The following is a 25,720-nucleotide window of genomic DNA, read 5'->3' on the forward strand; positions in this document are numbered from 1 at the left end:
CGCTGCTCGTCAGGCGGCGTGCATCGTGCAGGGCACCGCGTCGCACGCCGCGCACACCACGAACTGCGCCCGGCACGACGGGTCGGGGCAGTTGGCGGTGCGCTTGGTCGTCGCACCGCATCCGGCGCACTCCCCGATGACCGCCGTGTGGTCGGAGAAGTCGACCGACCCGCGGCCGTCGAACACGTAGAGCGAACCGTCCCACAGTCCGTCGTCGCCGTACTTCTCGCCGTACCGCACGATGCCGCCCTCGAGCTGGTACACCTCCCCGAAGCCGCGCGCCGTCATGAGGCTCGACAGCACCTCGCAGCGGATGCCCCCGGTGCAGTACGTGACCACCGGCTTGCCCTTGAGGTCGTCGTACGCGCCGGAATCGAGCAGCTGCACGAAGTCGCGCGTCGTCTCGGTGTCTGGCACGACCGCGCCGCGGAACCGGCCGATCTGCGCCTCGAGGGCGTTGCGGCCGTCGAAGAACACCACGTCGTCACCGCGCTCCGCGACGAGCGCGTGCAGCGCCTCGGGGCTCAGCCGGGTGCCGCCGCCGACCACGCCGCTCTCGTCCACGCGCAGTTCGCCCGGAGCGCCGAACGACACGATCTCGTCGCGCACCTTGACGCTGAGCTTGGGGAAGTCGAGGCTGCGGCCGTCGGCGTCGAGCGCCGTGCCCTCGCTCCACTTGATGTCGGCGTCGCGGAACGGCGCGTACGACCGGAACGACCGCACCCACTTCTTCACCTGGGGCAGATCGCCGCCGAGCGTGCCGTTGATGCCGTCCTTCGAGATGAGGAGCCGCCCGCGCAGACCGAGGGCCTCGCCGATGTCGCGCTGCCACACCCGGATCGCCTCCGGATCGGCGAGCGGGGTGAAGGCGTAGAACAGGACGATCTTCGGGGTTGCCACCTCCCGATGGTACGCCGGGTCACGGAGCACAGCGGGCATCGGATAGGATGGTCAGGTTGTTCCCTGGTGACGTGTCCGAGCGGCCGAAGGAGCACGCTTGGAAAGCGTGTGTTGTGCAAGCAACCGCGGGTTCGAATCCCGCCGTCACCGCCAGATGACGAAGAAAGGGCCCCGCATCGCGGGGCCCTTTCTTCGTTTCGACCTCAGTGCGCGAACCTCACGCCGTAGCTCTGGGAGCCGGGCTGCGCCGGCAGCGGCGTCATGCCCAGGCGCTCGTAGAACGCGGCCGCCCCGGTGTTCGCCGGGTCCATGCCGAGGTGCAGGCCCGACACCCCGCGGCGGTGCAGTTCGTCGAAGAGGGTGCGCACGAGCATCCGCCCGAGACCCTGCCCCTGCGTCTCGGGCAGCAGGTCGATGTGCAGGTGGGCGGGGTGGTCGACCGCGTTCGGTTCCTTGCCCGGCCCGCGGCCGTATGCGTACTCGAGCATGCGGTCCTCGCGGGTCACGCTTCTCGGGGCGCGCGGGAACCGGTCGGCGTATCGCGGCCACCACTCGTCGCGGAACCACTGCTCGAAGGCATCCGTGTCGTCGGTCGCGACGAGGTAGCCGATGACCCGCCCATCCTCCGCCTCCACCACCCAGGCGAGGTCGGGATGACGCTCCACGTACGGCAGCGCGAACAGCAGGCCCCAGAGCTCGTCGTCCGAGAAGATTCCGGTCGCATCCTCCCCCGCGTTCGCGGTGCGCACGCACACCTCCGACAGAGCGGCACGGTCGGACGGGCGGTAGGGGCGGATGCTCGACACGGGGACTCCTCACTGAGCGGGCGCGTCGTCCAGACTATCGGCGGGCTCGACGCGGCCGGGCAGTCGCACCCACGGCAGCATCCAGGCGGCGAGCAGCAGCACGACCGCCGCACCGATCAGCGCCCCGCCCACCGTGTCGGTGGCCCAGTGCACCGACAGCAGCGTGCGCGACAGCGCCATGAGTACGACCCAGATCGCGCCGACGACCCGCACCCACACCATCGGGAACAGCATCGCGAAGACGAGGGCGAGGGTCGCGGCATTCGCGGTGTGACCCGAGGGGAACGAGCCGTAGTCGCTGACGACGAGCATGTCCTCGGGGCGGGCGCGCCCGAACAGGTGCTTCACCGCCTGCACCGCGCCGGCGCTGAGCAGGAAGGCGAGGGCGGCGAACACCGCCGAACGCCATCGACGTGCGATGAGGAAGGCGACGATCACGAGGATCGGCACGAGCAGCACGGCCACCCATCCCCCGCCGACGAAGTCCATCGCGTGGGCGAACACCACCAGCGGATCGGAGCGGAGCCCCACCACCACGCCGTTCCACCACTCGTCGAGCACGAACGGGTGCGCGAGGCCGACGCTCACGAGCGCACCGAGCCCGAGAACGAGCACGAGGCAGATGAGGCCCGATACGAGGAGCAGTCGCCTGTTCATCGACCCATTCTGTCGGAGTCCGGCGGGGAAGGAGGCCGACCCGCCCGGCGCCGCCACTGAGAGCCCGCCGTCAGGGGGCCAGCAGCCCGACGGTGCGGGGGCGCACGACGAACCACAGGGCGAGGATGGCGATGGCGGAGCATCCGACCATGACGGAGGCCATCGTCGTCGCGGTGATGCCCGCGTCGTGCGAGATCCAGCCCACGATCGGGGAGATGAGACCGGCGACGCCGAAGTTGACCGCCCCGAGAATGGATGCCGCGGTGCCGGCCGCCTTGCCGTGCCGGTCGAGCGCGAGCACCTGCACGTTCGGGAAGGTGAACCCGCACGCGGTCATGAACACGAACAGCGGGATGATCGTGCCCCACAGCCCGAGACCCAGCTGATCGGTCACGACGATGGCCGCCCCGGCGAGCAGCAGCGCCGACGTCGAGAACGCGAGCACCCACTGCGGGCCGAAGCGGGTCGCCAGGCGCGAGGCGGTCTGCACGCCGACCACGACGCCGATCGAGTTGACCGCGAAGAGCAGTCCGTACTGCTGCGGATCGAGTCCGTGCGTCTGCTGGAACAGGAAGGGCGAGGCCGAGAGGTACGAGAACAGTCCCGAGAACGTCATGCCGCCGATCACCAGGACCCCGAGGAACACGCGGTCGGAGAGCACCGAGCGGTAGCGCTGCGCGACGGTCGCTCCCCCGCGCTCCTGCCGACGGGCGGCGGGCAGCGTCTCGGGCACGAACAGCAGCGTCGACACCAGCATGACCACGCCGTACGCCGCGAGCACGCCGAAGATACCGCGCCACGGCATGAGGGTGAGCAGCCACGAACCGATCAGCGGCGCGACGACCGGGGCGACACCCGACACCAGGGCGAGACGCGACAGCATGACGACGAGGCGGCGGCCGCCGAACAGGTCGCGCACGATCGCCATGGCCACCACGCCGCCCGCCGCGGCGCCCATGCCCATGAGAACGCGCGAGGCGCTCAGCAGCTCGAGCGTCGGCGAGAAGGCCGCGGCGAGGCTGGCGAGCACGTGCAGCGCGGTGACGGCGATGAGCGGGATGCGCCGCCCCATCTTGTCGCTGAGCGGCCCCACCAGCAGCTGCCCGAGAGCGAAGCCGATCATCGTGCCGGTCAGCGTGAGTTGGATGGCGGCCGCGGTGGTCTCGAAGTCCTGCTCGAGCACCGGGAAGGCCGGAAGGTAGAGGTCGATCGTGAAGGGCCCCAGCGCCGTGAGCGCACCGAGCAGCACGATGTAGAGCGCGCGGCGTCCGTTCGAGATCGCATCGCCGGGGTGCAGCATGACGGGCGCGGTGGCCGGATTGGATCCGAGCGTACGGATCGCCCCGGTGGGCGACGAGGTGCGGATGCTCCCGGTCGCGGTGCGGATGCTTCCGGTGGACGTGCGGATGCTCCCGGTGGAGGTGCGGACGGAATCGGTGCGAGGAGCGTCGGGCACGACGGCCTTTCAGACGGGGGCGGATGGCCGAATCGATTCGGCCCAGCCCACCATTCTACGGGCCCGCAGACGCCGCGCGTCAGACACCGCTTCTGCCGAGAGACACCACGTGCGCCGCGGCGTCTCGCGGCACACGTGGCGTCTCGGCGCGACCCGGCTCAGGCCGAGATGCGGGAGAGCCCCTGCTCGAGGTCGGCGATGAGGTCGCGCACGTCCTCGATCCCCACCGACAGCCGCACCACGTTCTCGGGCACCGCGAGCGCCGTGCCGCGCACCGACGCGTGCGTCATGTCGGGCGGGTACCCGATGAGCGACTCGACCCCGCCGAGCGACTCCGCGAGCTGGAAGATCTCGGTCGACTCGGCGAACGCCTTGGCCGCAGCGGGTCCCGCCGAGAGCGCGAGCGAGAGCATGCCGCCGAATCCGCTCATCTGCCGGGCGGCGATGTCGTGGCCGGGGTGCGACGCGAGACCCGGGTAGTAGACCCGCTCGAACTCCGGGCGCTCGGCGGCCCACTCGGCGATCGCCTGCGCGTTCTCGGAGTGCTGGCGCACCCGCACCGCGAGCGTCTTGATGCCGCGCGTCGTGAGCCAGGCGTCGAGCGGCGCCGAGACCGCGCCGACGGCGAACTGCTGGAACTTCACGGCCTCGACGAACCGGTCGTCGCCGAACACCACGGCCCCGCCGAGCACGTCGGAGTGCCCGCCGAGGTACTTCGTGGTGGAGTGCACGACCAGGTCGGCGCCGAGGGCGAGCGGCTGCTGCAGCGCCGGCGAGGCGAACGTGTTGTCGACGACCACGATGGCGCCCGCCGCGTTCGCGACCTCGGCGATCACGGCGATGTCGACGATCTTGAGCAGCGGGTTGCTGGGCGTCTCGAGCCAGACGATCTTCGTCTCGGGGCGGATGGCCGCCCGCACCTGGTCGAGGTCGCCGAGCTCGACCGTGGTGGTGTCGATGCCCCACGGCGCGAGCACGCGGGTGAGCAGTCGATACGTTCCGCCGTAGACGTCGTTTCCGAGCAGCACGTGGTCGCCGGGCTTCAGGATGCCGCGCAGCAGCGCGTCTTCGGCGGCGAGCCCCGAGGCGAACGACAGCGCCGCCGCTCCGCCTTCGAGGGCGGCGAGCTGGGTCTCGAGCGACGAGCGCGTGGGGTTGCCCGCGCGGTTGTACTCGTAGCCCTCGCGGAAGCCGCCGATGCCGTCCTGCACGTGCGTCGACGCCTGATAGATCGGCGGGATGATCGCTCCGGTGCGGGGGTCGGGATCCTGACCGGCGTGGATGGCTCGGGTGGCGAAGGAGTGCTCGGACATGCCCCTCAGCCTACGTCCGTCCCGCAGGCGGCGGCCCGCCCTGTTACGCCCTGCGACGCGCCTCTCCCCGACGCCCGCGGACCGGAACCGGATGCTCAGCGCGCGAGGTACGCCAGCAGATCCTGCCGCGTGAGCACCGTGTGCGGCTTGCCCCCGTCGGTGACGAGCAGCGCATCGGCATCGGCGAGCGCCGCGCGGGCGTCGGCGACGGACGCGTGGATGCCGATGAGCGGCAGCCGCTCCCCCACGTGGTCGCCGAGTGCGTCGGCCGGTGCCGCATCGCCGCGGAAGAGCAGGTCGAGCAGCCCCTTCTCGTCGACCGTGCCGACGACCTCGCCCATCATCACCGGTGGTTCGGCGCTGAGCACGACCAGCTGCGACACCTCGTACTCGGTCATCATGCCGATCGCCTCGAGCACGGTGTCGGTGGGGTGCGCGTGCACGAGGTCGGGGATGCTCTCCCCCTGACGCGCGAGCCGGGCCGAGAGCACGTCGGCGACGGTCTCGCCGTCCTCCACGTCGCTGAAGCCGTAGGAACGCATCCAGCCGTCGTTGAAGATCTTGCCGAGGTACCCGCGGCCGCCGTCGGGCAGCAGCACGACCATGACGGCATCCGCGGGCAGATCCTTCGCGACCCGCAGCGCTCCGACGACGGCCATACCGCTCGAGCCGCCCACGAGGATGCCCTCCTCCCGCGCCAGGCGGCGCGTCATGGCGAACGCCTCGGCGTCGCTCACGGCGACGATCTCGTGCGGCACGGTCGGGTCGTACGACCCCGGCCAGATGTCCTCTCCGACGCCCTCGACCAGGTACGGGCGCCCCGTTCCCCCGCTGTAGACGCTGCCTTCCGGGTCGACGCCGACGATGCGCACCCCGTCGTCCGACACTTCGCGCAGGTAGCGTCCGGTGCCGGTGATGGTCCCGCCGGTGCCGACACCGGCGACGAAGTGCGTGACCCGTCCGTCCGTGTCGCGCCAGATCTCGGGACCCGTGGTCTCGTAGTGGCTGCGGGGCCCGTTCGGGTTCTCGTACTGGTTGGGCTTGAACGCCCCGGGGATCTCGCGCGCGAGACGGTCGCTGACGCTGTAGTACGACTCGGGACTGTCGGCCGCGACCGACGTCGGCGTCACGACGACCTCCGCCCCGTACGCCCGCAGCACGTCGATCTTGTCGTCGCCGACCTTGTCGGGCACGACGAACACGCAGGCGTAGCCGCGCTGCTGCGCGACCAGGGCGAGGCCGACGCCGGTGTTGCCGCTGGTGGGCTCGACGATCGTGCCGCCGGGCCGCAACTGACCGGCCGCCTCGGCGGCGTCGATGATGCGCGATGCGATGCGGTCCTTCGCCGAGCCGCCGGGATTGAAGTACTCGAGCTTGACCAGCACGGTGCAGGCGACGCCCTCGGTCACGTGCTGCAGCTTGACCAGGGGCGTGTCGCCGACGAGGTCGACGATCGAATCCGCGTACTTCATGACCTCAGCGTAGAACGACGGATGCCGCGGCGCAGGAGTGTTGCGCCGCGGCATCCGTCGTCCGTCCCCCTTGGGGCCGGACCGGTGTCAGCCCTTCGTCGCGCCCGCCAGGAGGCCGCGCACGAAGAAGCGCTGCAGGGCGAAGAACACGATCAGCGGGATGATGATCGAGATGAAGGTACCGGCCGACTGCAGGAACCACTTGTTGCCCCACGTACCCGACAGCGAGTTGAGCGCCTGGGTGATCGGCAGGGCGCCGGGCGAGGCGAAGATCGTCGCGACTAGCAGGTCGTTCCACACCCACAGGAACTGGAAGATCGCGAACGAGGCGATCGCCGGAGCAGCCAGCGGCAGGATGATCCGGAAGAACACCTGGCCGTGGCCGGCACCGTCGACGCGGGCCGCCTCGATGATCTCGCCGGGGATCTCCGAGATGAAGTTGTGCAGCATGAAGGTCGCGAGCGGCAGGGCGAAGATCGCGTGGGCGATCCAGACGCGCGCGAAGCTGTACTGCACCTCGTTCAGCCCGAAGCCGGGGAAGATCGGCACGTCGTTGATCGACAGTCCGTCGGAGAACAGGCTCAGCAGCGGCACGAGGGCCATCTGCAGGGGCACGATCTGCAGCGCGAACACGAAGATGAACAGCATGTTGCGACCCTTGAAGTCGATCCATGCGAACGCGTAGGCGGCCAGCGCCGCCATCACGATCGGGAAGACCGTCGCGGGGATCGTGATCGCCAGCGAGTTCACGAACGCGGTGGCGAGGGTGGTCGACGTGCCGCCCGAGTTCCACGCCTGCACGTAGTTGTCGAAAGTGAACTCGGGGTTGGTGAAGACCGTCCACCATCCGCTGTTCTGGGTGTCGGCGCCGGGGCGGAACGACGTGACGAAGAGTCCGAAGGTCGGGATCGTCCAGAAGAGGGCGATGACGGCGGCCGCGATCGTCGCGCCCTTCGACGTCAGCTTCTTCTGGGCGATGGCCTCGTTCCTGCGCGTGTCCCGCTCGACCTGGCGCTTGGTGCGGTTGTCGGCCACGACGGCCTGCGTTGCACTCATCAGCGGATCTCCCTCTGCTTGGCCATCGAACGGGCGTTGTAGACGATCAGCGGCAGCACGAACAGGAACAGCACCACGGCGAGTGCCGAGGAGTGCCCGTAGCTCTGGAACCGCTGCTGCTGGTTGACCATCTCGAAGCCGAGCACGGTGGTCTCGTCGCGACCGCCGGTCATCACGGCCACGATGTCGTACACCTTCAGCGAGGCGATGGTGATCGTCGTGAGCACCACGATCAGCGAGGAGCGGATGCCGGGGACGGTGACGTTGCGGAACCGCTGCCATGCGTTGGTGCCGTCGAGCTCGGCGGCCTCCATCTGCTCGATCGGCACGGCCTTGATCGCGGCGGAGAGGATGACCATCGCGAATCCGGTCTGGGTCCAGATGAACACCACGAGCAGCATGAGGGTGTTGAGGATCGGCTTGATGGCCAGCCACTGCACCGGGTCGCCGCCGAACGCGGTGACGATGGCGTTGAGCAGACCGATCTGGTCGCCCTGGCGGGCGTCGTACATGAACTTCCAGATGATGCCGGCGCCGACGAACGAGATCGCGACGGGCATGAACACGAGCACCTTGAGGAACTTCTCGCCGCGGGCCCGGTCGATGAACACGGCGTAGGCGAGGCCGATGATCACGGAGATCACGGGGGCGAGCAGCGCCCAGATGATCGTGTTGATCACCGACGACGTGCCGACCGGGTTCGTGAACACCCAGATGTAGTTCTCCAGGCCGACGAACTCGTCGCCGGTCTTGTTGAAGAACGACTTGAAGATCGTCGAGATCGCCGGGTAGATGAGGCCGAGGATCAGCATGATCGATGCGGGGGCCATGAACAGCACGAGCTGGAACAGGTACCCGGCGCCCTGGCGGGCGCGGAAGTCGGCGAAGAACAGCAGGGCACCCACGAGCAGGGCGATCGCCACGACGTAGAGCACCGCGTTCTGGTAGGGCCGCAGCAGCATGAACGCCAGCACCGGGATGACCAGGCAGGCGACCAGACGCATGATGAAGTAGCCGCGGCCGGGGCGCGGTGCGAACTCGATCAGCACCAGGATGATGGCCACCACCACGCCGAAGACGGCGAGGACGGCGGGGATCTGCACGAGCGGATGCATCGCGCCGAGCCAGAGGAAGAAGCTGTTGAGCGAGAACCCGATGGTGGTGCGGGCGGATTCCTCGGTCGACGTGGTGAAGACGAGGAGGAGGGCGAGGGCGACGAGCACGACGAAGCCGACCGCGAGGACCGTGCGCGTGACCGCCCGCCCCTTCGCGTCGGTGCCGTGCGTCGTCACCGGAGGAGCGTCGGCCTCGACGGGCTTCTCGACGGTCGCGTGCGACATGGGTGTCCCCTTCTGAGTACTGCGGCGTACCCGAGCGGTATGGATGGGAGGAGCGGGGCCGGGCTCAGAGCCCGACCCCGCTCAGCTCGAGCTGATCGTATCGGAACGATCAGTTCTCGTAGCCGGCCTGGATGTCGGAGAGCACCGTCTCGGTGTCCTTGCCGTCGATCCAGTCGACCATTCCCTTCCAGAAGGAGCCCGAGCCGACGGTGGCCGGCATCAGGTCGGAGGCGTCGAAGCGGAACGTCGTCGACTCGTCCTGCATGATCTTCATGGCCTCCTGCAGGAACTCGCTCGACGCCAGGGTCGGGTCGGCGTTCTTGTTGGCGGAGATCACGCCACCCAGCTCGACGCGGGCGTCGGCGAACTCCGGCGAGGCCATGAACTCGAGCACCTGCTGGGTCGCGTCGTCGTCGGAGAAGGCCGCGACGAACTCGCCGCCACCCTCGACCTGCAGCTCGCCCTCGGTCTCGCCCGGCATGATGAACGCGTAGACGTCGCCCTCGGGAGCGACCTCGGGCACGTTGCCCTCGGCGGTCGTGGTGTCGAGGAAGTTCGCCGAGAGGAACGACGCCTGGTGCGTCAGCGCGCACTTGCCGGAGGCGACGGCCGAGGCCACGTCGCCGAAGGCGGTGGAGTTGATGCTCTTGACGTCGCCGTAGCCCGCGTTGACGTACTCCGGGTTGAGCAGGATCTCGCCGACGGCGTCGAAGGCCTCCTTGATCTCGGGGTCGGTGAACTTCACGTCACCGGCCACCCAGTCGTCGTAGACCTCGGGGCCGGACTGGCGCAGAACGAGGTCCTCGACCCAGTCGGTGCCCGGCCAGCCGGACGCCGCCTCGGACGCGAAGCCGGCGCACCAGGCCGGGCCGCCCGTCTTCTCGACGATGGTGTCGGTGAGGGCGATCATCTCGTCCCACGTCTTCGGCACCTCGACGCCCCACTCGGCGAACTGCTTCGGCGAGTACCAGACGTAGCCCTTGAGGTTCGCGAGCATCGGCGCCGCGTAGAACGTGTCGTCGAACGTGCCGTACTTCTTCCAGTCCTCCGACCAGTTCTCGTCGACGGCCTTCTCGACGGCCTCGGGGGCCTCCATGACCTTGCCCGTGTCGACGAGGGTCTTGAGCAGACCCGGCTGCGGGACGATCGCGATGTCGGGGGCGTCGCCACCGGTCACCTTGGTGACGATGTTGCCCTCGAAGCCCTTGTCGCCGGTGTACTCGACCTTGATACCGGTGTCTTCGGTGAACTGCTTGAACGACGCGTTCAGGTCGTCGGCCTCGACGCCCGTGATACCGCCCGAGATGCGGACGGTGTCCTTCGTGTCTCCGCTGCCGCCTTCGCCGCCGCTGCCGCCTTCGGCGCAGCCGGCGAGAGCCAGGGACGCGACTCCGACGAGCGCGATCGGGGCGAGCAGGCGGTATCGCTGTGACAAAGCCATGTACTTCTCCTCTTCAGGTGGATCATCCGTCCGCCCAAGGGAGCAATCGCCGCAACCATTGGGGAACCGATTCCAGGCCAACCTACTCGCCTTCTCCGCCGCGCGACAACAGGCGAAGGTCACAAGATCGCAACCTTTGCTGGCATATCGGCGTGCAGGATGGGAGCGCTCTCATTCTGCTCGTGTGGAACCGGTTCCCTTGCGGCCCTCCGACGCACTACGCTCGGTTCTGGGCGTGCGCCGACGACGGCACGCCGTGCATGGTCTGGTCGAGGAGGACCGATGAGCAAGATCGCCGACGTCGCGGCGCGCGCCGGCGTCTCGAAGGCGACCGCGAGCCGGGCCCTGTCGGGGCGAGGGTACGTCTCCGAGGAGACGCGCACGCGCGTGGCCGAAGCCGCCCGCGAACTGGCGTACGTCGCGCACTCGTCGGCGACGAGCCTCGCCACCGGTCGCACCCAGACCGTCGGCGTGGTCATGCCGCCCGTCGACCGTTGGTTCTTCGCCGAGCTGCTCGCCGGCATCCAGGACTCCCTGTTCGCCCTCGACTACGACCTGTCGCTGTACGGCATCCCCGAGGGGTCGGACACGCGCGAACGCCTGTTCGAGAGCATCCTCCCCCGGCGCCGCTTCGACGGCATCATCGCCGTGGGCATCCAACCCAGCGCGCACGAGCTCGAGCGCCTGCAGCGCTCCGGCCGCCCGCTGGTCGGCGTGGGCCCGTACAGCGACGGCACGAGCGCCGTGTCCATCGACGACGTCGCGGCGGCGCGCATCGCGACCGAGCACCTCATCGACCTCGGGCACAGCGACATCGCCTTCGTCGGCGGCACGACGGATGCCGGCACCCTGAGCGTCGGCGACGAACGCCGCATCGACGGATACCTCGCCGCCCTGGGCACCGCGGGTCTCGCGGATCACGCCAGGGTGGCCGAGTCGGCCCCGACGCTCTCGGCGGGATACTCGGCCGCGGTCGGCCTTCTCGCCGACCGTCGACGGCGCCCGACCGCGGTGGTCGCCGTGTGCGACGAGGCGGCGATCGGCACGATCATCGCTGCGCGACGCCTGGGCATCGCCGTGCCGACCGAACTCAGCGTCGTCGGCATTGACGACCACGAGCACGCCGAGCTCTTCGCCCTCACGACCATCCGGCAGTCGCCGCGCGACCAGGGGCACGACGCCGTGCGCCTGCTCGTCGAGCGGATGGACGACCCCGACCTGCCCGAGATGCACCTGGCTGCGGCATCCGCCCTGGTCGTGCGCAGCTCGACCGCCGCCCCGCGCTGAGCCCGCCGCGCGGGCTCGTCGACGCACGTCGCCGGAGGCGCTCCGCCGGAGACAGTCCCGGACGCACGAATGCCCCGGCCGGAGCCGGGGCATTCATGAAGGTTGCGTCAGACGCAGGACGGAACGGCGTCCGTCCGAACCCGATTACTTGAGGGTAACCGTGGCGCCTGCCTCTTCGAGGGTCGCCTTGGCCTTCTCGGCGGTCTCCTTGTTGGCGCCCTCGAGGACGGCCTTGGGAGCACCGTCGACGACGGCCTTGGCCTCGCCGAGGCCGAGCGAGGTGAGCTCGCGGACAGCCTTGATGACCTGGATCTTCTTGTCGCCGGCAGCCTCGAGGATGACGTCGAACGAGTCCTTCTCCTCCTCGGCAGCAGCGTCGCCAGCGCCACCCGCAGCGCCGGCAACGGCGACGGGGGCGGCAGCGGTGACGTCGAACTTCTCCTCGAACGCCTTCACGAACTCGCTGAGCTCGACGAGGGTGAGGCCCGCGAACTGCTCCAGCAGCTCCTCGGTGGAAAGCTTCGCCATGATGTTTCTCCTAATAGATGGGGTTTGTATAACGAGAACGCGTGCCGCTTACGCGGCGTCGGCGGTCTCGAGCTTTTCGCGAAGCGCGTCGATGGTGGCGGCAGCCTTGCCCATCGTCGCCTTCATCATGCCCGCAGCCTTCGCCAGCAGAACCTCGCGGCTCTCGAGCGAGGCGTACTTGTTGACCTCGTCGGCGGTGAGGGGGTTGCCCTCGAAGATGCCGGCCTTGATCACGAGAAGCGGGTTGGCCTTGGCGAAGTCACGCAGAGCCTTGGCGGTGGCGACGAAGTCGCCGTGCACGAAGGCCACGGCCGACGGACCCTTGAGGTCGTCGTCCAGGGCCGTGATGCCCGCCTTGTTGGCGGCGATCCGGGTCAGCGTGTTCTTCACCACGGCGTACTCGGCGTCCTGACGGATGCTGTTGCGCAGCTCCTTGAGCTGGGCAACCGTCAGACCGCGGTACTCGGTCAGCAGGACGGCGGACGAGTTCTCGAATGACTTCGTGAGCTCGGCGACCGATGCATCCTTCTGCGCCATGGTCACTCCTTGGTGTGTACGTGGCGCCGCACGGTGGTGGGGCGCCGGCCTCGGACCCCTCTGCGGGAAACAGAAGAGCTCCGGCGCAAGCGCACGGAGCTCGGAAAGTTCGTGTCCTGCGCGGGCCCCTGCGATGCAGAGCTTCGATCGCCTCGCGTTCGCACGCACGACGATGACCAGCGGTCTTCGGTTGAGACGAGCATACCTCACCGACGCTCCCCCGCCCAAATCCGCCCGACCCGCCGGAGTCACCGCCGATGCGCGGCGCGGCCGCTGTGTCCGGCGAGCGCATCGGCGGCGCGGATGAGCGCGAGGTGCGACAGGGCCTGAGGCGTATTGCCGACGTGGCGGCGCTCGGCCGCGTCGTACTCCTCCGACAGGAGCCCGACCTCGTTCGGCACCGCCATCAGACGCTCCATCAGGGCATGGGCGTCAGCGGTGCGTCCGCTCGCCGCGTACTGCTCGACGAGCCAGAAGCTGCAGGCGAGGAACGGATGCTCGTCGCCCGGCAGCCCGTCGACCCCCGACCCGGTGCGGTACCGCAGCAGGAACCCGTCGCGAAGAAGCGTCTCCTCCATGCGCTGCACCGTGCGGAGCATCCGCGGGTCGTCGGCGGCGCAGAAGCCGACCTGCGGGAGCACCAGCAGCGAGGCGTCGACCTCGGTCGAGTCGTAATGCTGAACGAAGTGCCCGTCAGCGCTCACGCCGCGCTCCTCGATCTCGGCCCGCAGCCGGTCGCGCGCCCGCGCCCAGCGATCGGCGTCGCCGGGGAGGCCGTGCTCCCGCACCGCCCGCACCCCTCGGTCGAAGGCCGCCCACATCATGACGCGCGAGTGGGTGAACCACCGCGGTTCGCCGCGGATCTCCCAGATGCCGTTGTCGGGGCGGTCGAGGTCGTCGAGCACACGACCGATCAGCGCCCGTTGCAGGGGCCACGAGAAGTCGCCCTCCTCCAACCCCGCCATCCGCGCCTGCTCCAGGGCCACCAGCACCTCGCCGATCACGTCGCCCTGGTACTGCATGACCGCCGCATTGCCGATGCGCACGGGCTGCGCACCCCCGTACCCCGGGAGGTCGGCGAGCTCGCGCTCCGGCAGGTCGCGTTCTCCCGCGATGCCGTACATGATCTGTACCTCGTGCGGCTCGCCGGCGATCGCGCGCAGCAGCCACTGGCGCCAGTGATGCGCCTCCTGCAGGTACCCGTGGGTGATAAGCACCTCGAGGGTGAGCGACGCGTCGCGCAGCCAGACGAACCGGTAGTCCCAGTTGCGCGCACCGCCGAACTGCTCGGGGAGCGACGTGGTCGCAGCCGCCACGATGCCCCCCGTGTCGCGGTTGGTGAGAGCGCGGAGCACGAGCAGCGAGCGCACCACCTGGTCGCGATGGGCGTCGTCGTGCGCGATGCCGCTCGCCCACCCCTGCCACCAGGCGCGCGTCGACGAGAACGCCTCGTCGACGTCGAGCGGCTCGGGGGGATTCTCGTACGACGGGAACCGGGTGAGTACGAGGTCGCGGTGCACACCGGCCGTGACGGCGAACGTCGCCGTGTGCGCGTGATCCCTCGCCCGGAGCGCGACGCCGGTGACCACGACCGCCTCGGGGCCCGCCGTCGCGCGCAGCGCCGGAGCATCCGACGAGCCGACCTGGCGCACCCACGGAAGGGTGCGGGAGTAGTCGAAGTGCAGGCGCAGCTCGGTCTCGAACTCGACCGTCCCCGAGACGCCCACCGCCCGCCGCACGAGGTCGCTCCGGTGCCGGTGCAGCGCGAGCATCTCGTGCACCTCGGCGACGCCGGTATCGGTCCGCCACCGGGTGACGAGGATGAACGTGTCGGAGAGGTAGCGCCGATCGACCACCGTCGCCTCTCCGCGCGGACGCAGGCTCCACCGACCGTTCGCGGGTGCGCCCAGCAGCGCACCGAAGACCGAGGGGGCGTCGAAGCGCGGCAGGCAGAGCCAGTCGATGCTGCCCTCGCGCGACACCAGCGCGCCCGTGCGGCAGTCGCTCAGCAGGGCGTAGTCCTCGATCGGAGACGGCATCGCCCGAGTCTCGCACGCCGCGCTCGACCGCGGCTACGGTAAGGGCATGACCGAAGCGACGACTCTCGTGATCTTCGGGGCGGCGGGCGATCTCGCCTCGCGTCTGCTCCTGCCCGCGCTCGGACAGTTGCTCGCACGCGAACCGTCGCGACGCGTGCGCGTGATCGGCGTCGACCGGGAGGAGTGGGACGACGCCCACCTGCGCCGGGTCGTCGACACCGCGTTCGCCACGACGGGCGCCGATGCGGCGACGCAGGAGGTCGACGTCGCCTACCGGCGCACCGACATCACACGGGCGGACGACCTCCGCGCGTTGCTCGAGGAGTGCTCGGGACGGGTCGCGCTGTACTTCGCCGTGCCGCCGTCGGTGGCGGTCGCCACCATCGGCGCGATGACGCCCGACATGCTTCCGGCGGGCGCGGTGCTCGTGATGGAGAAGCCGTTCGGCGTCGACGAGGAGAGCGCCCGCGCGCTGAACCGCACGCTGACGGCTCTCGTCCCCGAGAGCCAGGTGTTCCGCGTCGACCACTTCCTCGGGCGCTCGACCACGCTGAATCTGCTGGGAGCGCGCTTCGCGAACCGGCTGCTCGAACCGCTGTGGTCGGCCGAGCACGTGGCCTCGGTCGAGATCGTCTACGACGAGGAACTGGGGCTCGAGGGGCGCGCCGGCTACTACGACGCGGCGGGTGCCCTCGTCGACATGATCCAGAGCCACCTGCTGCAGGTGCTGGCGGTCGTGGCGATGGAGCAGCCCACCACCCTGGGTCACGTCGACTTCCGGGCGGCGACCTCGGCGGTGCTCCGCGCGACGTCCGTGTGGGGCGACGATCCGGCCGCGGCGTCGCATCGCGCGCGCTATACCGCCGGAAGCGTGGGCGGCACCGACAAGCCGTCGTACGCCGACGAGCCCGGCGTCGACCCCGCGCGACGCACCGAGACCCTCGCCCAGGCGACGTTCGAGGTGCGCAACGCCCGCTGGGCCGGCGTGCCGTTCACCCTGCGATCGGGCAAGGCGATCGGCTCGCCCGCGAAGGAGGTCGTCGTGCGATTCCGCCCGGTGCGGCACGTGCCGACCGGACTCACCGGCTCGGCCGACGGTGCGGTGCTGCGCTTCTCGCTCGGCCCCGACCGCATGTCGCTGGAACTCAACGTGAACGGCGGCGACGACGCGTTCGAGCTGGAGCGGGCCACGCTCACGGCGGAACTCGGCGAGGGCGCACTGCGCGCGTATGCCGAGGTGCTCTCCGGGGTGCTCGACGCCGACCCGATGCTCTCGGTCCGGGGCGACGCGGCCGAGGAGAGCTGGCGGATCGTCGCGCCGATCCTCGACGCGTGGAAGAAGGGCGCCGTGCCTCTCGACGAGTACGTCGCCGGGTCGCACGGCCCGGAGGCCTGGCCGCACGGGCCCGAGGCCTGATCGAACGACCTCGCGACATCGGCGCTCGGTCATGGCGTCGATCCTCCTGGGCGGCGTGTGCGGGCGGCGACGTCGCCGGTCGGAGTTAGGCTTTTGCGGTGACCCCCGAACTCGCCGCACGCATCGTCGCGGACTCCCGCGACCGCGTCGCGTGGATGCGGGCGCGCTCCCGCGGGATCACCGCGACGGACGTCGCACAGCTCACGTCGGCGGCATCCATCTCGCGCGCCGCGGACTCGAAGCTCGGCGGCGGTCCCCGCTTCGGCGGCAACGCCTACACGGACCACGGTCGACGCCGCGAGCCCGAGATCGCCGCCTGGGTCGCGGCGACCCACAACATCCTGCCCTCCTCCGCCCTGTTCCGGGCCGAGGTCGAGCACCGTCACCTCGCCACCCCCGACGGCATCGCGGTCGACGCGCACGGACGGGTCGAACTCGCCGAGATCAAGACGACGAACAAGGCCTTCCGCGGCATCCCCCGCACCTACCTGCGCCAGGTGTGGTGGCAGCAGCACGTGCTCGGTGCCGAGCGCACCCTGTTCGTCTGGGAGGAGCACGTCGACTTCGCTCCCGTGCACGACGAGCCCCGCTGCGTGTGGATCGACCGGGACGAGCGCGAGATCGCCAAGCTGGTGGGCCTGGCGACCGACCTCATCGACGAGCTCTACCGCCGCACGACCGGTCGGCAGGTGCCGACGCGGGTGATGGATGCCGTCGCCAGCCGTCGCGAACAGCTGCGCGAGCGTGACGCCTTCCGCGCGCTCGCCCTCGCCGACTGATCACCGCACCGGCCGTGCGGACGCGCACGATACCCGGGAGTCGCGCGGCCGTACCGTCGGTCACGCGGTGCAGGTGCCGCCCGTGCCGAGCAGCGCCACGGTGAGTCGGCGCACGCCTGCCGTCGAGGACCAGGTGGTCGAGTTGGGGTGGATGGCGGTCACCGTCAGGGTGGTCGTGCCTCCGAGCAGGTTGGACACGATGCTGGTGAGCACCGTCTGCGACAGCACGGCCGTGTACGTGTAGACGCCGCCGCTCGGCCCGGTCGAGGTGATGTTCGACGACGGCACAGTGCCCGAGGTCGCGCCCTGGGCGACGGTGAGGCGCTGCCAGGTCGGCACGTGCGGAGACGTCCAGACCAGGGTGACGCTCTGGAACACTCCGAGCGCGTTGTTCTGCACGGTGCATGAGGTGATCGACGGCGCCGACAGCGACAGCGCACTGAACGTGCCCGATGCCGCGTGCTCGACGTCGGTGAACCGTGCGTCGGTGGGCTGTGCCGACGAGACCACCCCGACCCCGGCCAGCACTGCGAGTCCGAGGGCCGCGGCGAGCGCCCTGACCCCCGCGCGTGCGCGCCGCATCCGCCCCGGCCCCGTCACCGCTCCGTCTCCTCTTCGTCGCGCCGTCGCACGAGGACGAGTGCCGCGCCGCCTGCCGCGAGCGCCGCCCCCGCCGCGATGGCCCACGGCGCGAGCGGTCCGCCGGTCGCGGGAAGAGGCGCGTCCGGACCGACCACGAGGCTCTCGCCGACACCGATGGCGTGCACGCGCACTTCGGTCACTCCGGGCACATCCTCGTCGAGGGCGATGCGCAGCCGGAGGTGGCCGACCTCCTCGGCGGAGAAGTCGGCGAGCGCCACCTGCCGTCCGTCGCGCGGGATGAGCCACGCGGTCTGCAGCACGTCGGCCCCGCCGGGGCAGAGGTCGCCCTCCCACGCGCGCATGCACAGCGCGGCGTCCACCCGCAGAGGGGCGTCCCCGCGCGCGCTGGCGGCGATCGTGACGGTGCCGGGTTCGTCGGCATCCGCGCTGACGGCCACGTCCCACCGCACCGGTTCGCCCGGCCGCAGACTCGACGCCGCGTCCCAGTCGGCGACCGAGACGATCCGCAGCACGCGCCCCTGCACGATCTCGCTGACGGGAGCGGCGACGGCCGGCAGCGCGATCGTCGCCGCGAGGAGCCCCCCAGCCGCCCCGGCCGCGATCCGACGCCCCCGCATCATCGCTCCTCGTCCGTCCGGGGCGCGGCGCGCGTCTGCGACCGGTCACGGCGCGGAGCGTGGGGCCAGAACGCCCAGACGACGAGCAGCGTCGCGCCCGCCGTCAGCCCGCCGAGCACGAACGGATGCCCGAGCGCGGCGATGCCCGAGGCGATGCCCGGCACCGAGAACAGCACGACGCGCACGGCCGAGACGGTGTACGGGAACGGGTCGTCGGCGGCGTTCGCGTCGCCGCGCAGGGTGAGCACCCGCTCGACGTCTGACTCCCCCGCGGCGACCGACGTGACCCGGTGCGTGACGGGCAGTTCTCCCTCACGGTCGACGGTCACGACGTCGCCCACCTCGACCTCGGTCGCCGGGATGCGCTGCACGACGGCGACCGAACCCGCGGGGATGGTCGGCGACATCGATCCGGTGCGGAACAGGATCAGGGTGATGTCGGCGGTCATCGCCAGCACGACGAGCAGGATGCACAGGGTTCCGGCCGCGGCGGCGATCCACAGCGCCAGGTCGCCGAGCATCCGCCCCATCCGACGCCGACGGCGCGGCTCGGGCACGGCGTCTCCCCCACCGTCCGAGGCGCCGCCCGGCCGGTGGGGCGATCGCCGCTGCTCCCGCAGGTCGCGGCGAGTGCTCGGGATGCTCATCTCCCCTCCTTCCCGTCCGACGTCTCTACGACGACGTGCCCTGGAACTGCCAGGTCTGGGTCATCGTGAGCCCCTGCGCGGTGTTGGGCGCGGTGGTGGGCAGGGTCACGGCGAAGCAGTAGTTCAGCTGACTCCCGCCGTTCGCCGTCACCACCTGGGGCACCGACGTCGTCGCCGCGCCTCCGGTCGTGAGCGCCGACCCGTCGGCGACCACGATGCTCGTCGCGGCCGACGCTGCGGCGTACGTGGTCGCATTGCAGGTGGTCGCCGGCACGAGCCGCACGCCGTAGGTCAGCGAAGCGGCGAGGCCCGTGCCTCCCGGAGTCCCGGCGGTCAGCTGCAGAGTGCCGGCGACCGACGGGTTCGCGGTGCGCACGCTGAACAGCGCGTACGTGGTGGTGCCGGGGGCCATCGCGGTCGGCGCGACGACGAAGTTCAGCGTCGCCGCCGCGCCGGCCGTGGCGTGACTGGAGAATGTCGTGCCGTCGGCAGCTCCGACGATGTCGAACCGGCCGGCGGTGAATGTCGATCCGCCGAACTCGGCATCGTTCCACGCGGCGAGCGTGCCGGCCGCGCCGACGCCGAGCACCAGCCCGGCGGCGAGCACCGCGCGGATGCGGCGGGAGACCCGACGTGCCGCCTCCCGCTTCCGCGCGCGGGTGCGCCCCATGATCAGTCCGCGGTCGAGGTCGCCGTGAACTCCCAGGTGGCGGTCGCCGACGCGCCCTGCACGATCGCGTCGTCGGCGGTCACGGCGATGCAGAGCTGCACCGCGGCGCCTGCGGCGTCCGCCGCCCCCTGGGTCAGCGCGACCGATCCGGACGCCGTCTGGGCTGTGAGGTCGGCACCGGTCGCGAGCACGGTGCCCGCGGCCGACGCATCGCAGGTGGCGTCGGCGGCGATGGCCTGCACCGAGTACGACAGGTTCGCCTCGTTGCCGCCGGTGCCGCTCGTGATGCCGGTGGCCGCGAGCGTCGCGTCGTTCGTGGTCGTCTCGTCGAGACGCACCCAGAACGGCGCGTACACCACGTCGCCCGGCGACATCGCCGACGCCACCTCCGGCAGCTGGAAGACCAGGCTGGCCGCCGCGTCGCCGTCGTCGACGTTGTGATCGCTGTACTCGGCATCCGTATCGCCGGTGGTCGACCCCTCTAGGTTGAACGAGCCGGCCGTGAACGTGCCCGTCGCGAACTCGGAGTCGTTCCACGCCGCGAGAGTCACCGCCACTCCGACTCCGAGCACGAGGCCGCCCGCGAGGACCGCCAAGATCTTCCGATTTCCATCCTTCGTAACCATGCGCAATTCCCCCTCAGGAATCTCGTCGATCGCACGGGTCCGTCGTTCGGCCACCCCTCAGAGGCCGCGCACCCTTGCGTTCCGGCCATCCTCACCCAGACTGAAGAGTCATTCAAGGGGATGTTCGTCGGAGGGACCGGATCGTTGCGCGTTGGCGGCCATCGGGGCGGGACCGAGCACGGCGGATCGTGCGTCAGGAGGCACGGCGGACTCCGGGTCAGCGGTGCAGGACGAATGCCGCTTCGGCGGCGACCTCGGCGGCGATCCGGTCGAGCAGCGACGAGCGCAGGTTCCACTGCTGCCAGTACAGCGGCACCCGCAGCACCGGATCGCCCAGCGGCACGAGTTCCTGCGTGGCCTGCACGGTCGGCACCATGCCCCAGCCCAGACCGAGTCGCACCGCCAGGGCATAGTCGTGCGATGCGGGCACGTAGTGTCGGGGCACGCCCTGCGCCGAGACACCGCGCGCTCGCAGCCACTCGTGCTGCAGGGTGTCGCGACGGTCGAAGTCGACGAAGGGGGCGCGGGCCAGCGCATCCGCGGTCGCGCCGTCGGGGAACCATTCATCCGCGAAAGCCGGAGCCGCCATCGCACGGTACTCGAGCACGCCGAGCGGAGCGACCGAGCATCCGGCCACCGGGGTGCTCTCGCTCGTCACGGCCGCCATCACGTCGCCCGACTCGAGAAGACGCGCGGTGAAGTTCTGGTCGTCGCGGTGCAGGTCGACGTCGACGCCGAGTCGTGCGGCGATCCGGGCGAGCGGCGGCAGGAACCACGTCGCCATCGAGTCGGCGTTCACCGCCAGCGGGATGACAGGGCGCGCGACGGACCGATCCTCCTCGACGCCGAGGCCGGCGAGCGCGTCCTGCTCCAGCAGGTCGATCTGACGCGCCAGCCGCACGATCGCCTCACCGGCCGCCGTCAGCCGCGCCGGTTTGGTGCGGACGACGACGATGCGCCCCACCTGCTGCTCGAGGGCCTTGAGCCGCTGGCTCACGGCCGAGGGGGTGATACGCAGCCGCCGGGATGCCGCGTCGAGGGTGCCTTCGTCGGCCACTGCCGCCAGCGTGGCCGCCAGATCGGGATCGATTCTCACGTGAGCGATGCTAATGGTTCGGTAGGAATCCTCGCTGGTGCTTCACCTCGCCTGCTCCGTAGCGTGGACGCATGCTCTCGGTTCTCTCCGGCCTCGGCCTCGGCCTCTCGCTCATCGTCGCGATCGGCGCGCAGAACGTGTTCGTGCTGCGCCAGGGCATCCGTCGCGAGCACGTGCTGGCCGTCGTGGTCGTCTGCGCCCTCTCCGACGCGGTGCTGATCGTCGCGGGCGTCGCCGGTCTGGGTTTCCTCATCGCCGCCGCGCCGTGGCTGGTCGTCGTGGCCCGCTGGGCCGGCGCTCTCTTCCTGCTCGGCTACGGCCTGCTCGCCGCTCGTCGCGCCTGGCGCGGGGATGCCTCGGGGCTCGAGGTCGACGACCGGGGCGCGGTGGCCCCGGGTGTCGGGGCGCTGCCCCCCTCCGGTGCGACGGCGGCTTCCGGCGCGACGCACCGCGATGGGCGGGCCACCGCCGGCGTGGCGACCGCGGCGCGGCCGTCCCGCACCCGCCTCGCGCCGGTGCTGCTCACCGTGCTCGCCCTCACCTGGCTCAACCCGCACGTCTACCTCGACACCGTGCTCATGCTCGGATCGATCGCCGCGACGCACGGCGATCAGCGCTGGCTGTACGCCGCGGGGGCGGTGGCCGCCAGCGTCCTGTGGTTCACCGCCCTCGGATTCGGAGCGCGGTACCTCGGCCGCTGGCTGCGCACACCGCGCTCCTGGCGCATCCTCGACGCGGTGATCGCGGTCGTGATGATCGCCCTCGCCGTCAGTCTCGTGCTGCCGGTGCTCGGCGCAGCCGGCTAGGCGGCCCGCTCAGGCGTCGCCGTCGAGCGGACGCAGGATGCGCGTGAGGAAGCGCTGCGTGCGCTCGTGCTGTGGCGCGCTGAAGAGCTGCGCGGGCGGGCGGTGCTCGACCACGACACCGCCGTCCATGAACAGGACATGGTCGGCGGCCTCGCGCGCGAAGCTCAGCTCGTGCGTGACGACGGCCATGGTCCACCCCTCGTCGGCCAGCTCCTTGATGACGAGCAGCACCTCCCCGACGAGTTCGGGATCGAGGGCGCTGGTCGGCTCGTCGAACAGCAGCAGGTCGGGCTTGAGCGCCAGCGCGCGCACGATCCCCACGCGCTGCTGCTGCCCTCCGGAGAGCTGATGGGGCCGGGCATCCGCCTTGTCGGCCAGGCCGACCCGATCGAGCAGCGCGAGCGCCTCGCTCACCACCTCCGTCTTCGGGCGCCCCTGCACCCGCCACGGCCCTTCGATGACGTTCTCGAGCACGGTGAGGTGCGGGAACAGATTGTGATGCTGGAAGACCATCGCCGACCGGTCGCGCAGCGCGAGGCGCTTCTGCTGCCGCGCGCGCGGCCTCTCAGTCGCGGCGAGGGCGAAATCGATCTCGGGGCCGCCGTCGACCGCGATGGTCCCCGCATCCGGGGTCTCCAAGCCGTTCAGCGCCCGCAGCACGGTGGTCTTGCCCGAGCCGCTCGGCCCGATCAGCACCACCACCTCGCCGCGGTGCAGGGTCAGGTCGAAACCCCGGAGCACCTCGGTGGCGCCAAAGCTCTTGTGCAGGCCGCGGGCGGTGAGGAGCACCTCGGCCGACGGGTCAGTGCGCGACACGGCTGTCGAGCCTCCTCTCGAGAGCGCTCTGCCCGAACGACAGGATCAGGCAGAGCACCCAGTACACGAGCGCGGCGGCGAGATACAGCACCATGAACTCCAGCGTCGTCGATGCGATCTGCTGCGCCACTTTGAACAGCTCGGTGACGAGGATCAGCGACGCGAGCGAGGTGTCCTTCACCAGGGCGATGAACGTGTTCGACAGAGGCGGCACCGAGACCCGCGCCGCTTGCGGCAGGATGATGCGCGTCAGCGTGCGGGTGCGGTTCATGCCGACCGTGTACGCCGCCTCCCACTGGCCCTTCGGGACGGAGAGGATCGCGGCGCGCACGACCTCGGCGCCGTAACCGCCGACGTTCATCGACAGGGCGATGATCGCGCTCGGCCACGGATCGAGGGTCACGCCGATCGACGGCAGCCCGTAGAAGATCACGAACAGCTGCACGAGCATCGGCGTGCCACGGATCACCGAGATGTAGAACCGGGCGATCGACGACAGCACAGGGTTGACCGAGATGCGCATCAGCGCGACCACGATCGCGAGGAAGAGCCCCAGGACGAACGACGCCAGGGCGAGCGGCACCGTCGCCGTCAGACCCGCCAGGGCGATCGGCCCGAGCGACTCGAGGAACAGCTGCCAGGGGCTCTCCATCGATTACTGCGAGACGTCTTCGCCGAAGTACTTCTCGCTGATCTCGGCGAGCGTGCCGTCGGCGCGGAGCTCGTCGAGGGCCTCGTCGACCGCCTCGACCAGCGCTTCCTTGTCCTTCGTGAACACGAACGCCTGCTCGCCGGCCTCATCGGTCTCGGCGGCGATCTTCAGACCCGTGGGGCTGTTGGTCGTCTCGTAGTCGAGGAAGGTCAGCTTGTCGTTGATGGTCGCGTCCACGCGGCCCTGGCGCAGCAGCTCGACCGCCTGCGCCCAGCCCTCGACGCCCTCGACCTTGGCGCCCGACTCGGTGGCCAGCTCGTACCAGTTGCTCGTGAGCGACTGCGCGGTGGTCTTGCCGTCGAGGTCGGCGAACGACGAGATCGAGTCGTCGTCGTCTGCGACCACGATCACGCCGGGCGACACCGTGTACGGCGCGCTGAAGAGGTACTTCTCCTCGCGCTCGTCGTTGATGGTGACCTGGTTGGCGATCAGGTCGAAGCGGCCGGCGTCGAGTCCGGCGAAGATCGCGTCCCACTGCGTCTCCTGGAACTTCACGTCGAGGCCCAGCTTGTCGGCGACCGCCTCGATGATCTCGACGTCGTAGCCGGTGAGCTCGCCGGAGCCGCCGTCGTCGTGGAAGCTGAAGGGACGGTAGGTGCCCTCGGTCGCGACCGTGAGCGTGCCGTCGCTGACGAGACCGAAGTCGGAGCCCTCGGATGCCTCGCCGGCGCTCGACGAGCTCTCGGGCGAGGTGCTGCCGCTGCAGGCCGTGAGCGCAGCGGCTCCGACCACGAGGGCGGTGATGGCGATGAGGCGACGGGACATGGACCCTCCTGGGGTATCGGGCGCTGTCGCGATTTTACGCGACCCGCACAGGAACTCCCTCACAGTACGCGCCCCTTGACGCCGCCCCCGCATCCGTGTCCTTCCGTTGCGCCCGATATGCCGAGCCGGTCTTCCCGTCCCCTCCCCCGCCGCTCCCGTCGCATTTTCTGTCGCCCGGGCAGGCGTCGGGCGACAGAAAATGCGACGGGAAGAGGTCAGCGGCGAACGAGGGCGGCACGGATGCGGCGGATCAGGGCGAGTTCGTCGCGGAGAGACTCGGCGGTCACCTCGATGATCGTCCAGCCCGCCGCGCGCAACCGCGCCGTGCGCTCGACGTCGCGGGCGTAGGAAGCGGTGTGCACCAGGCCGTGATACTCGATTCCGACTTTCTGTGCAGGGAAGGCGAGATCGAGGCAGGCGAGGAAGCGCCCCTCGTCGTCGAATACGTCGACGTTCAAATCCGGTTCCGGGAGCCGGAAGTCGTGGAGCAGGCAACGGAGTCGACTCTCGCGGGGAGACCACGCATCCTCGCGGATGAGCGGGAGCGCCTCACGCAGCCGAGGGATGCCGACGCGTCGCCCCGACGCCACCACAGCGGCCAGCTCGTCGATGGTGGCGAGAGGCGGACGATCCGGCGTCGGCCGACCGACGCCCGCTCGCCAGCGGCGACAGAAGAAGTCACCCAGGGCGACGACGTCGTGCACAGCGAAGCTCCCCGATGTCGCCCACGTCGTCGCGGGCGTCGAGACGACCACCCCATCCCGCACCTCGGCGGTCGAGGTCGCGGAACGGGCGCGGTGGGCCGCGACCCCGGGGAGGCGCGGGAGCGGAGCGTCTCCGAAGACGCTCACATGGACCTGGAGCGGTAGACCGGGCGAGAAGGAGGGCAGCGGAGCATCCCAGAGAGCGATCGCCGTCTCGTGGCTGAAGAACTGTCCGGCCCGGAGCCGCGGTGCGTACAGTTCGGCGGCTGCGCGCAGCTCCGCGCGACGTCGGGCGAAGAGATCGTCGTCGACGGGAAGGACATGCATCGCCTCTCGTCGCACGCGCACCCCGGGGAACGGCCGGAGAAGGTCGGAGCGGCGCATCCGTTCCGGGTCGACGCCGGCGTCCCGAGCGTCGGAGATATGGAACACGTCGCCGAGTCGATCGGGCAGGTCGCGGGGTCGAGGCATCCGTTCACTGTGCCCGGTCGCCACGCCCCGGTGCGCGCTCTCCACAGCCCCGCGTCCCCTCGCTGCTCCCGTCGCATTTTCTGTCGCCCGCCGCCGCTTCAGGCGACAGAAAATGCGACGGGAGCGGAAGGGGCCGGGGGGCGGCGGCGGGGGGGGTGG

At 70.5% G+C, this 25,720-nt stretch carries 26 protein-coding genes and 1 tRNA gene; 5 read left to right on the top strand and 22 right to left on the bottom strand.

Features of this window, described 5'->3' with window-relative positions; genetic code table 11:
* Positions 1-9: 9 nt before the first annotated feature.
* Positions 10-900 (bottom strand): oxygen-dependent tRNA uridine(34) hydroxylase TrhO, encoded by an 891-nt coding sequence (gene trhO, locus AC3A3J_RS02280; RefSeq protein ID WP_487670737.1) that lies wholly within the window; start codon positions 898-900, stop codon positions 10-12.
* 65 nt (positions 901-965) lie between these two features.
* Here trhO and AC3A3J_RS02285 point away from each other — a divergent pair.
* A tRNA-Ser gene (locus tag AC3A3J_RS02285) sits at positions 966-1,053 on the top strand.
* Between the two features lie 50 nt (positions 1,054-1,103).
* On the opposite strand, the gene AC3A3J_RS02290 is transcribed toward AC3A3J_RS02285, so the two are convergent.
* The 8 genes from AC3A3J_RS02290 to AC3A3J_RS02325 all read right to left on the bottom strand — a co-directional run bounded on the left by AC3A3J_RS02290 (position 1,104) and on the right by AC3A3J_RS02325 (position 10,441).
* Positions 1,104-1,706 carry an N-acetyltransferase family protein gene (locus tag AC3A3J_RS02290; RefSeq protein ID WP_487670738.1) on the bottom strand — a complete coding sequence of 201 codons (603 nt, stop codon included), beginning with the start codon at positions 1,704-1,706 and terminating at the stop codon, positions 1,104-1,106.
* A 9-nt stretch (positions 1,707-1,715) separates the two neighbouring features.
* Positions 1,716-2,363 (bottom strand): phosphatase PAP2 family protein, encoded by a 648-nt coding sequence (locus AC3A3J_RS02295; protein WP_487670739.1) that lies wholly within the window; start codon positions 2,361-2,363, stop codon positions 1,716-1,718.
* A gap of 70 nt (positions 2,364-2,433) precedes the next feature.
* Positions 2,434-3,819 (bottom strand): multidrug effflux MFS transporter, encoded by a 1,386-nt coding sequence (locus AC3A3J_RS02300; RefSeq protein WP_487670740.1) that lies wholly within the window; start codon positions 3,817-3,819, stop codon positions 2,434-2,436.
* 158 nt (positions 3,820-3,977) lie between these two features.
* A complete protein-coding gene (locus tag AC3A3J_RS02305) occupies positions 3,978-5,132 on the bottom strand; it encodes a cystathionine gamma-synthase (protein WP_487670741.1) in 1,155 nt (384 codons plus the stop codon).
* 95 nt (positions 5,133-5,227) lie between these two features.
* On the bottom strand, positions 5,228-6,604 hold the full coding sequence (locus tag AC3A3J_RS02310; protein ID WP_487670742.1) for a cystathionine beta-synthase: 1,377 nt from the start codon (positions 6,602-6,604) through the stop codon (positions 5,228-5,230).
* A gap of 87 nt (positions 6,605-6,691) precedes the next feature.
* The gene (locus AC3A3J_RS02315; RefSeq protein WP_487670743.1) at positions 6,692-7,660 is read right to left on the bottom strand and encodes a carbohydrate ABC transporter permease; all 969 of its coding nucleotides are present in this window, start codon (positions 7,658-7,660) and stop codon (positions 6,692-6,694) included.
* Positions 7,660-9,000, bottom strand: coding sequence for a carbohydrate ABC transporter permease (locus tag AC3A3J_RS02320; protein ID WP_487670744.1), 1,341 nt, complete (start codon positions 8,998-9,000; stop codon positions 7,660-7,662). Before AC3A3J_RS02320 ends, AC3A3J_RS02315 begins: the two co-directional genes overlap by 1 nt.
* Positions 9,001-9,109: 109 nt before the next feature.
* Positions 9,110-10,441: an ABC transporter substrate-binding protein gene (locus AC3A3J_RS02325; protein WP_487670745.1), complete on the bottom strand. Its 1,332-nt coding sequence runs from the start codon at positions 10,439-10,441 to the stop codon at positions 9,110-9,112.
* A gap of 282 nt (positions 10,442-10,723) precedes the next feature.
* Here AC3A3J_RS02325 and AC3A3J_RS02330 point away from each other — a divergent pair, with 282 nt between their 5' ends.
* A complete protein-coding gene (locus AC3A3J_RS02330) occupies positions 10,724-11,728 on the top strand; it encodes a LacI family DNA-binding transcriptional regulator (RefSeq protein WP_487670746.1) in 1,005 nt (334 codons plus the stop codon).
* Between the two features lie 144 nt (positions 11,729-11,872).
* On the opposite strand, the gene rplL is transcribed toward AC3A3J_RS02330, so the two are convergent.
* The 3 genes from rplL to AC3A3J_RS02345 form a co-directional block, all read right to left on the bottom strand.
* On the bottom strand, positions 11,873-12,256 hold the full coding sequence (gene rplL / locus AC3A3J_RS02335) for a 50S ribosomal protein L7/L12 (protein ID WP_314651426.1): 384 nt from the start codon (positions 12,254-12,256) through the stop codon (positions 11,873-11,875).
* Between the two features lie 48 nt (positions 12,257-12,304).
* Positions 12,305-12,793: a 50S ribosomal protein L10 gene (gene rplJ, locus AC3A3J_RS02340; RefSeq protein ID WP_487670747.1), complete on the bottom strand. Its 489-nt coding sequence runs from the start codon at positions 12,791-12,793 to the stop codon at positions 12,305-12,307.
* A gap of 248 nt (positions 12,794-13,041) precedes the next feature.
* Positions 13,042-14,832, bottom strand: a complete 1,791-nt coding sequence (locus tag AC3A3J_RS02345; protein ID WP_487670748.1) for a glycoside hydrolase family 15 protein — start codon at positions 14,830-14,832, stop codon at positions 13,042-13,044.
* Positions 14,833-14,878: 46 nt separating this feature from the next.
* Between AC3A3J_RS02345 and AC3A3J_RS02350 the strand changes: the two genes are divergently transcribed.
* A complete protein-coding gene (locus AC3A3J_RS02350) occupies positions 14,879-16,249 on the top strand; it encodes a glucose-6-phosphate dehydrogenase (protein WP_487670749.1) in 1,371 nt (456 codons plus the stop codon).
* A gap of 98 nt (positions 16,250-16,347) precedes the next feature.
* Positions 16,348-17,028: a YqaJ viral recombinase family protein gene (locus tag AC3A3J_RS02355; RefSeq protein ID WP_487670750.1), complete on the top strand. Its 681-nt coding sequence runs from the start codon at positions 16,348-16,350 to the stop codon at positions 17,026-17,028.
* A 60-nt stretch (positions 17,029-17,088) separates the two neighbouring features.
* Here the strand turns inward: AC3A3J_RS02355 and AC3A3J_RS02360 are convergent, their stop codons facing one another.
* From AC3A3J_RS02360 to AC3A3J_RS02385, 6 genes are all read right to left on the bottom strand, one after another.
* Positions 17,089-17,628 carry a hypothetical protein gene (locus tag AC3A3J_RS02360; RefSeq protein ID WP_487670751.1) on the bottom strand — a complete coding sequence of 180 codons (540 nt, stop codon included), beginning with the start codon at positions 17,626-17,628 and terminating at the stop codon, positions 17,089-17,091.
* Positions 17,625-18,251, bottom strand: coding sequence for an LPXTG cell wall anchor domain-containing protein (locus tag AC3A3J_RS02365; RefSeq protein WP_487670752.1), 627 nt, complete (start codon positions 18,249-18,251; stop codon positions 17,625-17,627). The genes AC3A3J_RS02360 and AC3A3J_RS02365 overlap by 4 nt, the downstream gene beginning before the upstream one ends.
* Positions 18,248-18,895: a signal peptidase I gene (locus tag AC3A3J_RS02370; protein WP_487670753.1), complete on the bottom strand. Its 648-nt coding sequence runs from the start codon at positions 18,893-18,895 to the stop codon at positions 18,248-18,250. Before AC3A3J_RS02370 ends, AC3A3J_RS02365 begins: the two co-directional genes overlap by 4 nt.
* A 25-nt stretch (positions 18,896-18,920) precedes the next feature.
* The gene (locus AC3A3J_RS02375) at positions 18,921-19,565 is read right to left on the bottom strand and encodes a SipW-dependent-type signal peptide-containing protein (protein ID WP_487670754.1); all 645 of its coding nucleotides are present in this window, start codon (positions 19,563-19,565) and stop codon (positions 18,921-18,923) included.
* Between the two features lie 2 nt (positions 19,566-19,567).
* The gene (locus tag AC3A3J_RS02380) at positions 19,568-20,191 is read right to left on the bottom strand and encodes a SipW-dependent-type signal peptide-containing protein (RefSeq protein WP_487670755.1); all 624 of its coding nucleotides are present in this window, start codon (positions 20,189-20,191) and stop codon (positions 19,568-19,570) included.
* Between the two features lie 217 nt (positions 20,192-20,408).
* Positions 20,409-21,287: a LysR family transcriptional regulator ArgP gene (locus AC3A3J_RS02385; RefSeq protein ID WP_487670756.1), complete on the bottom strand. Its 879-nt coding sequence runs from the start codon at positions 21,285-21,287 to the stop codon at positions 20,409-20,411.
* A 71-nt stretch (positions 21,288-21,358) separates the two neighbouring features.
* Between AC3A3J_RS02385 and AC3A3J_RS02390 the strand changes: the two genes are divergently transcribed.
* On the top strand, positions 21,359-22,093 hold the full coding sequence (locus AC3A3J_RS02390) for a LysE/ArgO family amino acid transporter (protein ID WP_487670757.1): 735 nt from the start codon (positions 21,359-21,361) through the stop codon (positions 22,091-22,093).
* Positions 22,094-22,102: 9 nt separating this feature from the next.
* On the opposite strand, the gene AC3A3J_RS02395 is transcribed toward AC3A3J_RS02390, so the two are convergent.
* From AC3A3J_RS02395 to AC3A3J_RS02410, 4 genes are all read right to left on the bottom strand, one after another.
* Complete coding sequence (locus tag AC3A3J_RS02395) at positions 22,103-22,909, bottom strand: amino acid ABC transporter ATP-binding protein (RefSeq protein WP_487670758.1); 807 nt, start codon at positions 22,907-22,909, stop codon at positions 22,103-22,105.
* Complete coding sequence (locus tag AC3A3J_RS02400; RefSeq protein WP_314651460.1) at positions 22,896-23,561, bottom strand: amino acid ABC transporter permease; 666 nt, start codon at positions 23,559-23,561, stop codon at positions 22,896-22,898. The genes AC3A3J_RS02395 and AC3A3J_RS02400 overlap by 14 nt, the downstream gene beginning before the upstream one ends.
* 3 nt (positions 23,562-23,564) lie before the next feature.
* Positions 23,565-24,386 carry an amino acid ABC transporter substrate-binding protein gene (locus tag AC3A3J_RS02405; protein WP_487670759.1) on the bottom strand — a complete coding sequence of 274 codons (822 nt, stop codon included), beginning with the start codon at positions 24,384-24,386 and terminating at the stop codon, positions 23,565-23,567.
* 215 nt (positions 24,387-24,601) lie between these two features.
* Positions 24,602-25,561 carry a hypothetical protein gene (locus tag AC3A3J_RS02410; protein ID WP_487670760.1) on the bottom strand — a complete coding sequence of 320 codons (960 nt, stop codon included), beginning with the start codon at positions 25,559-25,561 and terminating at the stop codon, positions 24,602-24,604.
* Between the last annotated feature and the right edge of the window lie 159 nt (positions 25,562-25,720).

The sequence above is a fragment of the Microbacterium sp. Soil_N32 genome, assembly GCF_057655505.1.

Coding starts and splice junctions, on each gene's coding strand:
- AC3A3J_RS02295 (WP_487670739.1), bottom strand. CDS start 2,363: ATGAACAGGCGACTGCTCCTCGTATCGGGCCTCATCTGCCTCGTGCTC.
- AC3A3J_RS02305 (WP_487670741.1), bottom strand. CDS start 5,132: ATGTCCGAGCACTCCTTCGCCACCCGAGCCATCCACGCCGGTCAGGAT.
- AC3A3J_RS02310 (WP_487670742.1), bottom strand. CDS start 6,604: ATGAAGTACGCGGATTCGATCGTCGACCTCGTCGGCGACACGCCCCTG.
- AC3A3J_RS02315 (WP_487670743.1), bottom strand. CDS start 7,660: ATGAGTGCAACGCAGGCCGTCGTGGCCGACAACCGCACCAAGCGCCAG.
- AC3A3J_RS02320 (WP_487670744.1), bottom strand. CDS start 9,000: ATGTCGCACGCGACCGTCGAGAAGCCCGTCGAGGCCGACGCTCCTCCG.
- AC3A3J_RS02325 (WP_487670745.1), bottom strand. CDS start 10,441: ATGGCTTTGTCACAGCGATACCGCCTGCTCGCCCCGATCGCGCTCGTC.
- AC3A3J_RS02330 (WP_487670746.1), top strand. CDS start 10,724: ATGAGCAAGATCGCCGACGTCGCGGCGCGCGCCGGCGTCTCGAAGGCG.
- rplL (WP_314651426.1), bottom strand. CDS start 12,256: ATGGCGAAGCTTTCCACCGAGGAGCTGCTGGAGCAGTTCGCGGGCCTC.
- rplJ (WP_487670747.1), bottom strand. CDS start 12,793: ATGGCGCAGAAGGATGCATCGGTCGCCGAGCTCACGAAGTCATTCGAG.
- AC3A3J_RS02345 (WP_487670748.1), bottom strand. CDS start 14,832: ATGCCGTCTCCGATCGAGGACTACGCCCTGCTGAGCGACTGCCGCACG.
- AC3A3J_RS02350 (WP_487670749.1), top strand. CDS start 14,879: ATGACCGAAGCGACGACTCTCGTGATCTTCGGGGCGGCGGGCGATCTC.
- AC3A3J_RS02365 (WP_487670752.1), bottom strand. CDS start 18,251: ATGATGCGGGGGCGTCGGATCGCGGCCGGGGCGGCTGGGGGGCTCCTC.
- AC3A3J_RS02370 (WP_487670753.1), bottom strand. CDS start 18,895: ATGAGCATCCCGAGCACTCGCCGCGACCTGCGGGAGCAGCGGCGATCG.
- AC3A3J_RS02375 (WP_487670754.1), bottom strand. CDS start 19,565: ATGGGGCGCACCCGCGCGCGGAAGCGGGAGGCGGCACGTCGGGTCTCC.
- AC3A3J_RS02380 (WP_487670755.1), bottom strand. CDS start 20,191: ATGGTTACGAAGGATGGAAATCGGAAGATCTTGGCGGTCCTCGCGGGC.
- AC3A3J_RS02390 (WP_487670757.1), top strand. CDS start 21,359: ATGCTCTCGGTTCTCTCCGGCCTCGGCCTCGGCCTCTCGCTCATCGTC.
- AC3A3J_RS02400 (WP_314651460.1), bottom strand. CDS start 23,561: ATGGAGAGCCCCTGGCAGCTGTTCCTCGAGTCGCTCGGGCCGATCGCC.
- AC3A3J_RS02405 (WP_487670759.1), bottom strand. CDS start 24,386: ATGTCCCGTCGCCTCATCGCCATCACCGCCCTCGTGGTCGGAGCCGCT.
- AC3A3J_RS02410 (WP_487670760.1), bottom strand. CDS start 25,561: ATGCCTCGACCCCGCGACCTGCCCGATCGACTCGGCGACGTGTTCCAT.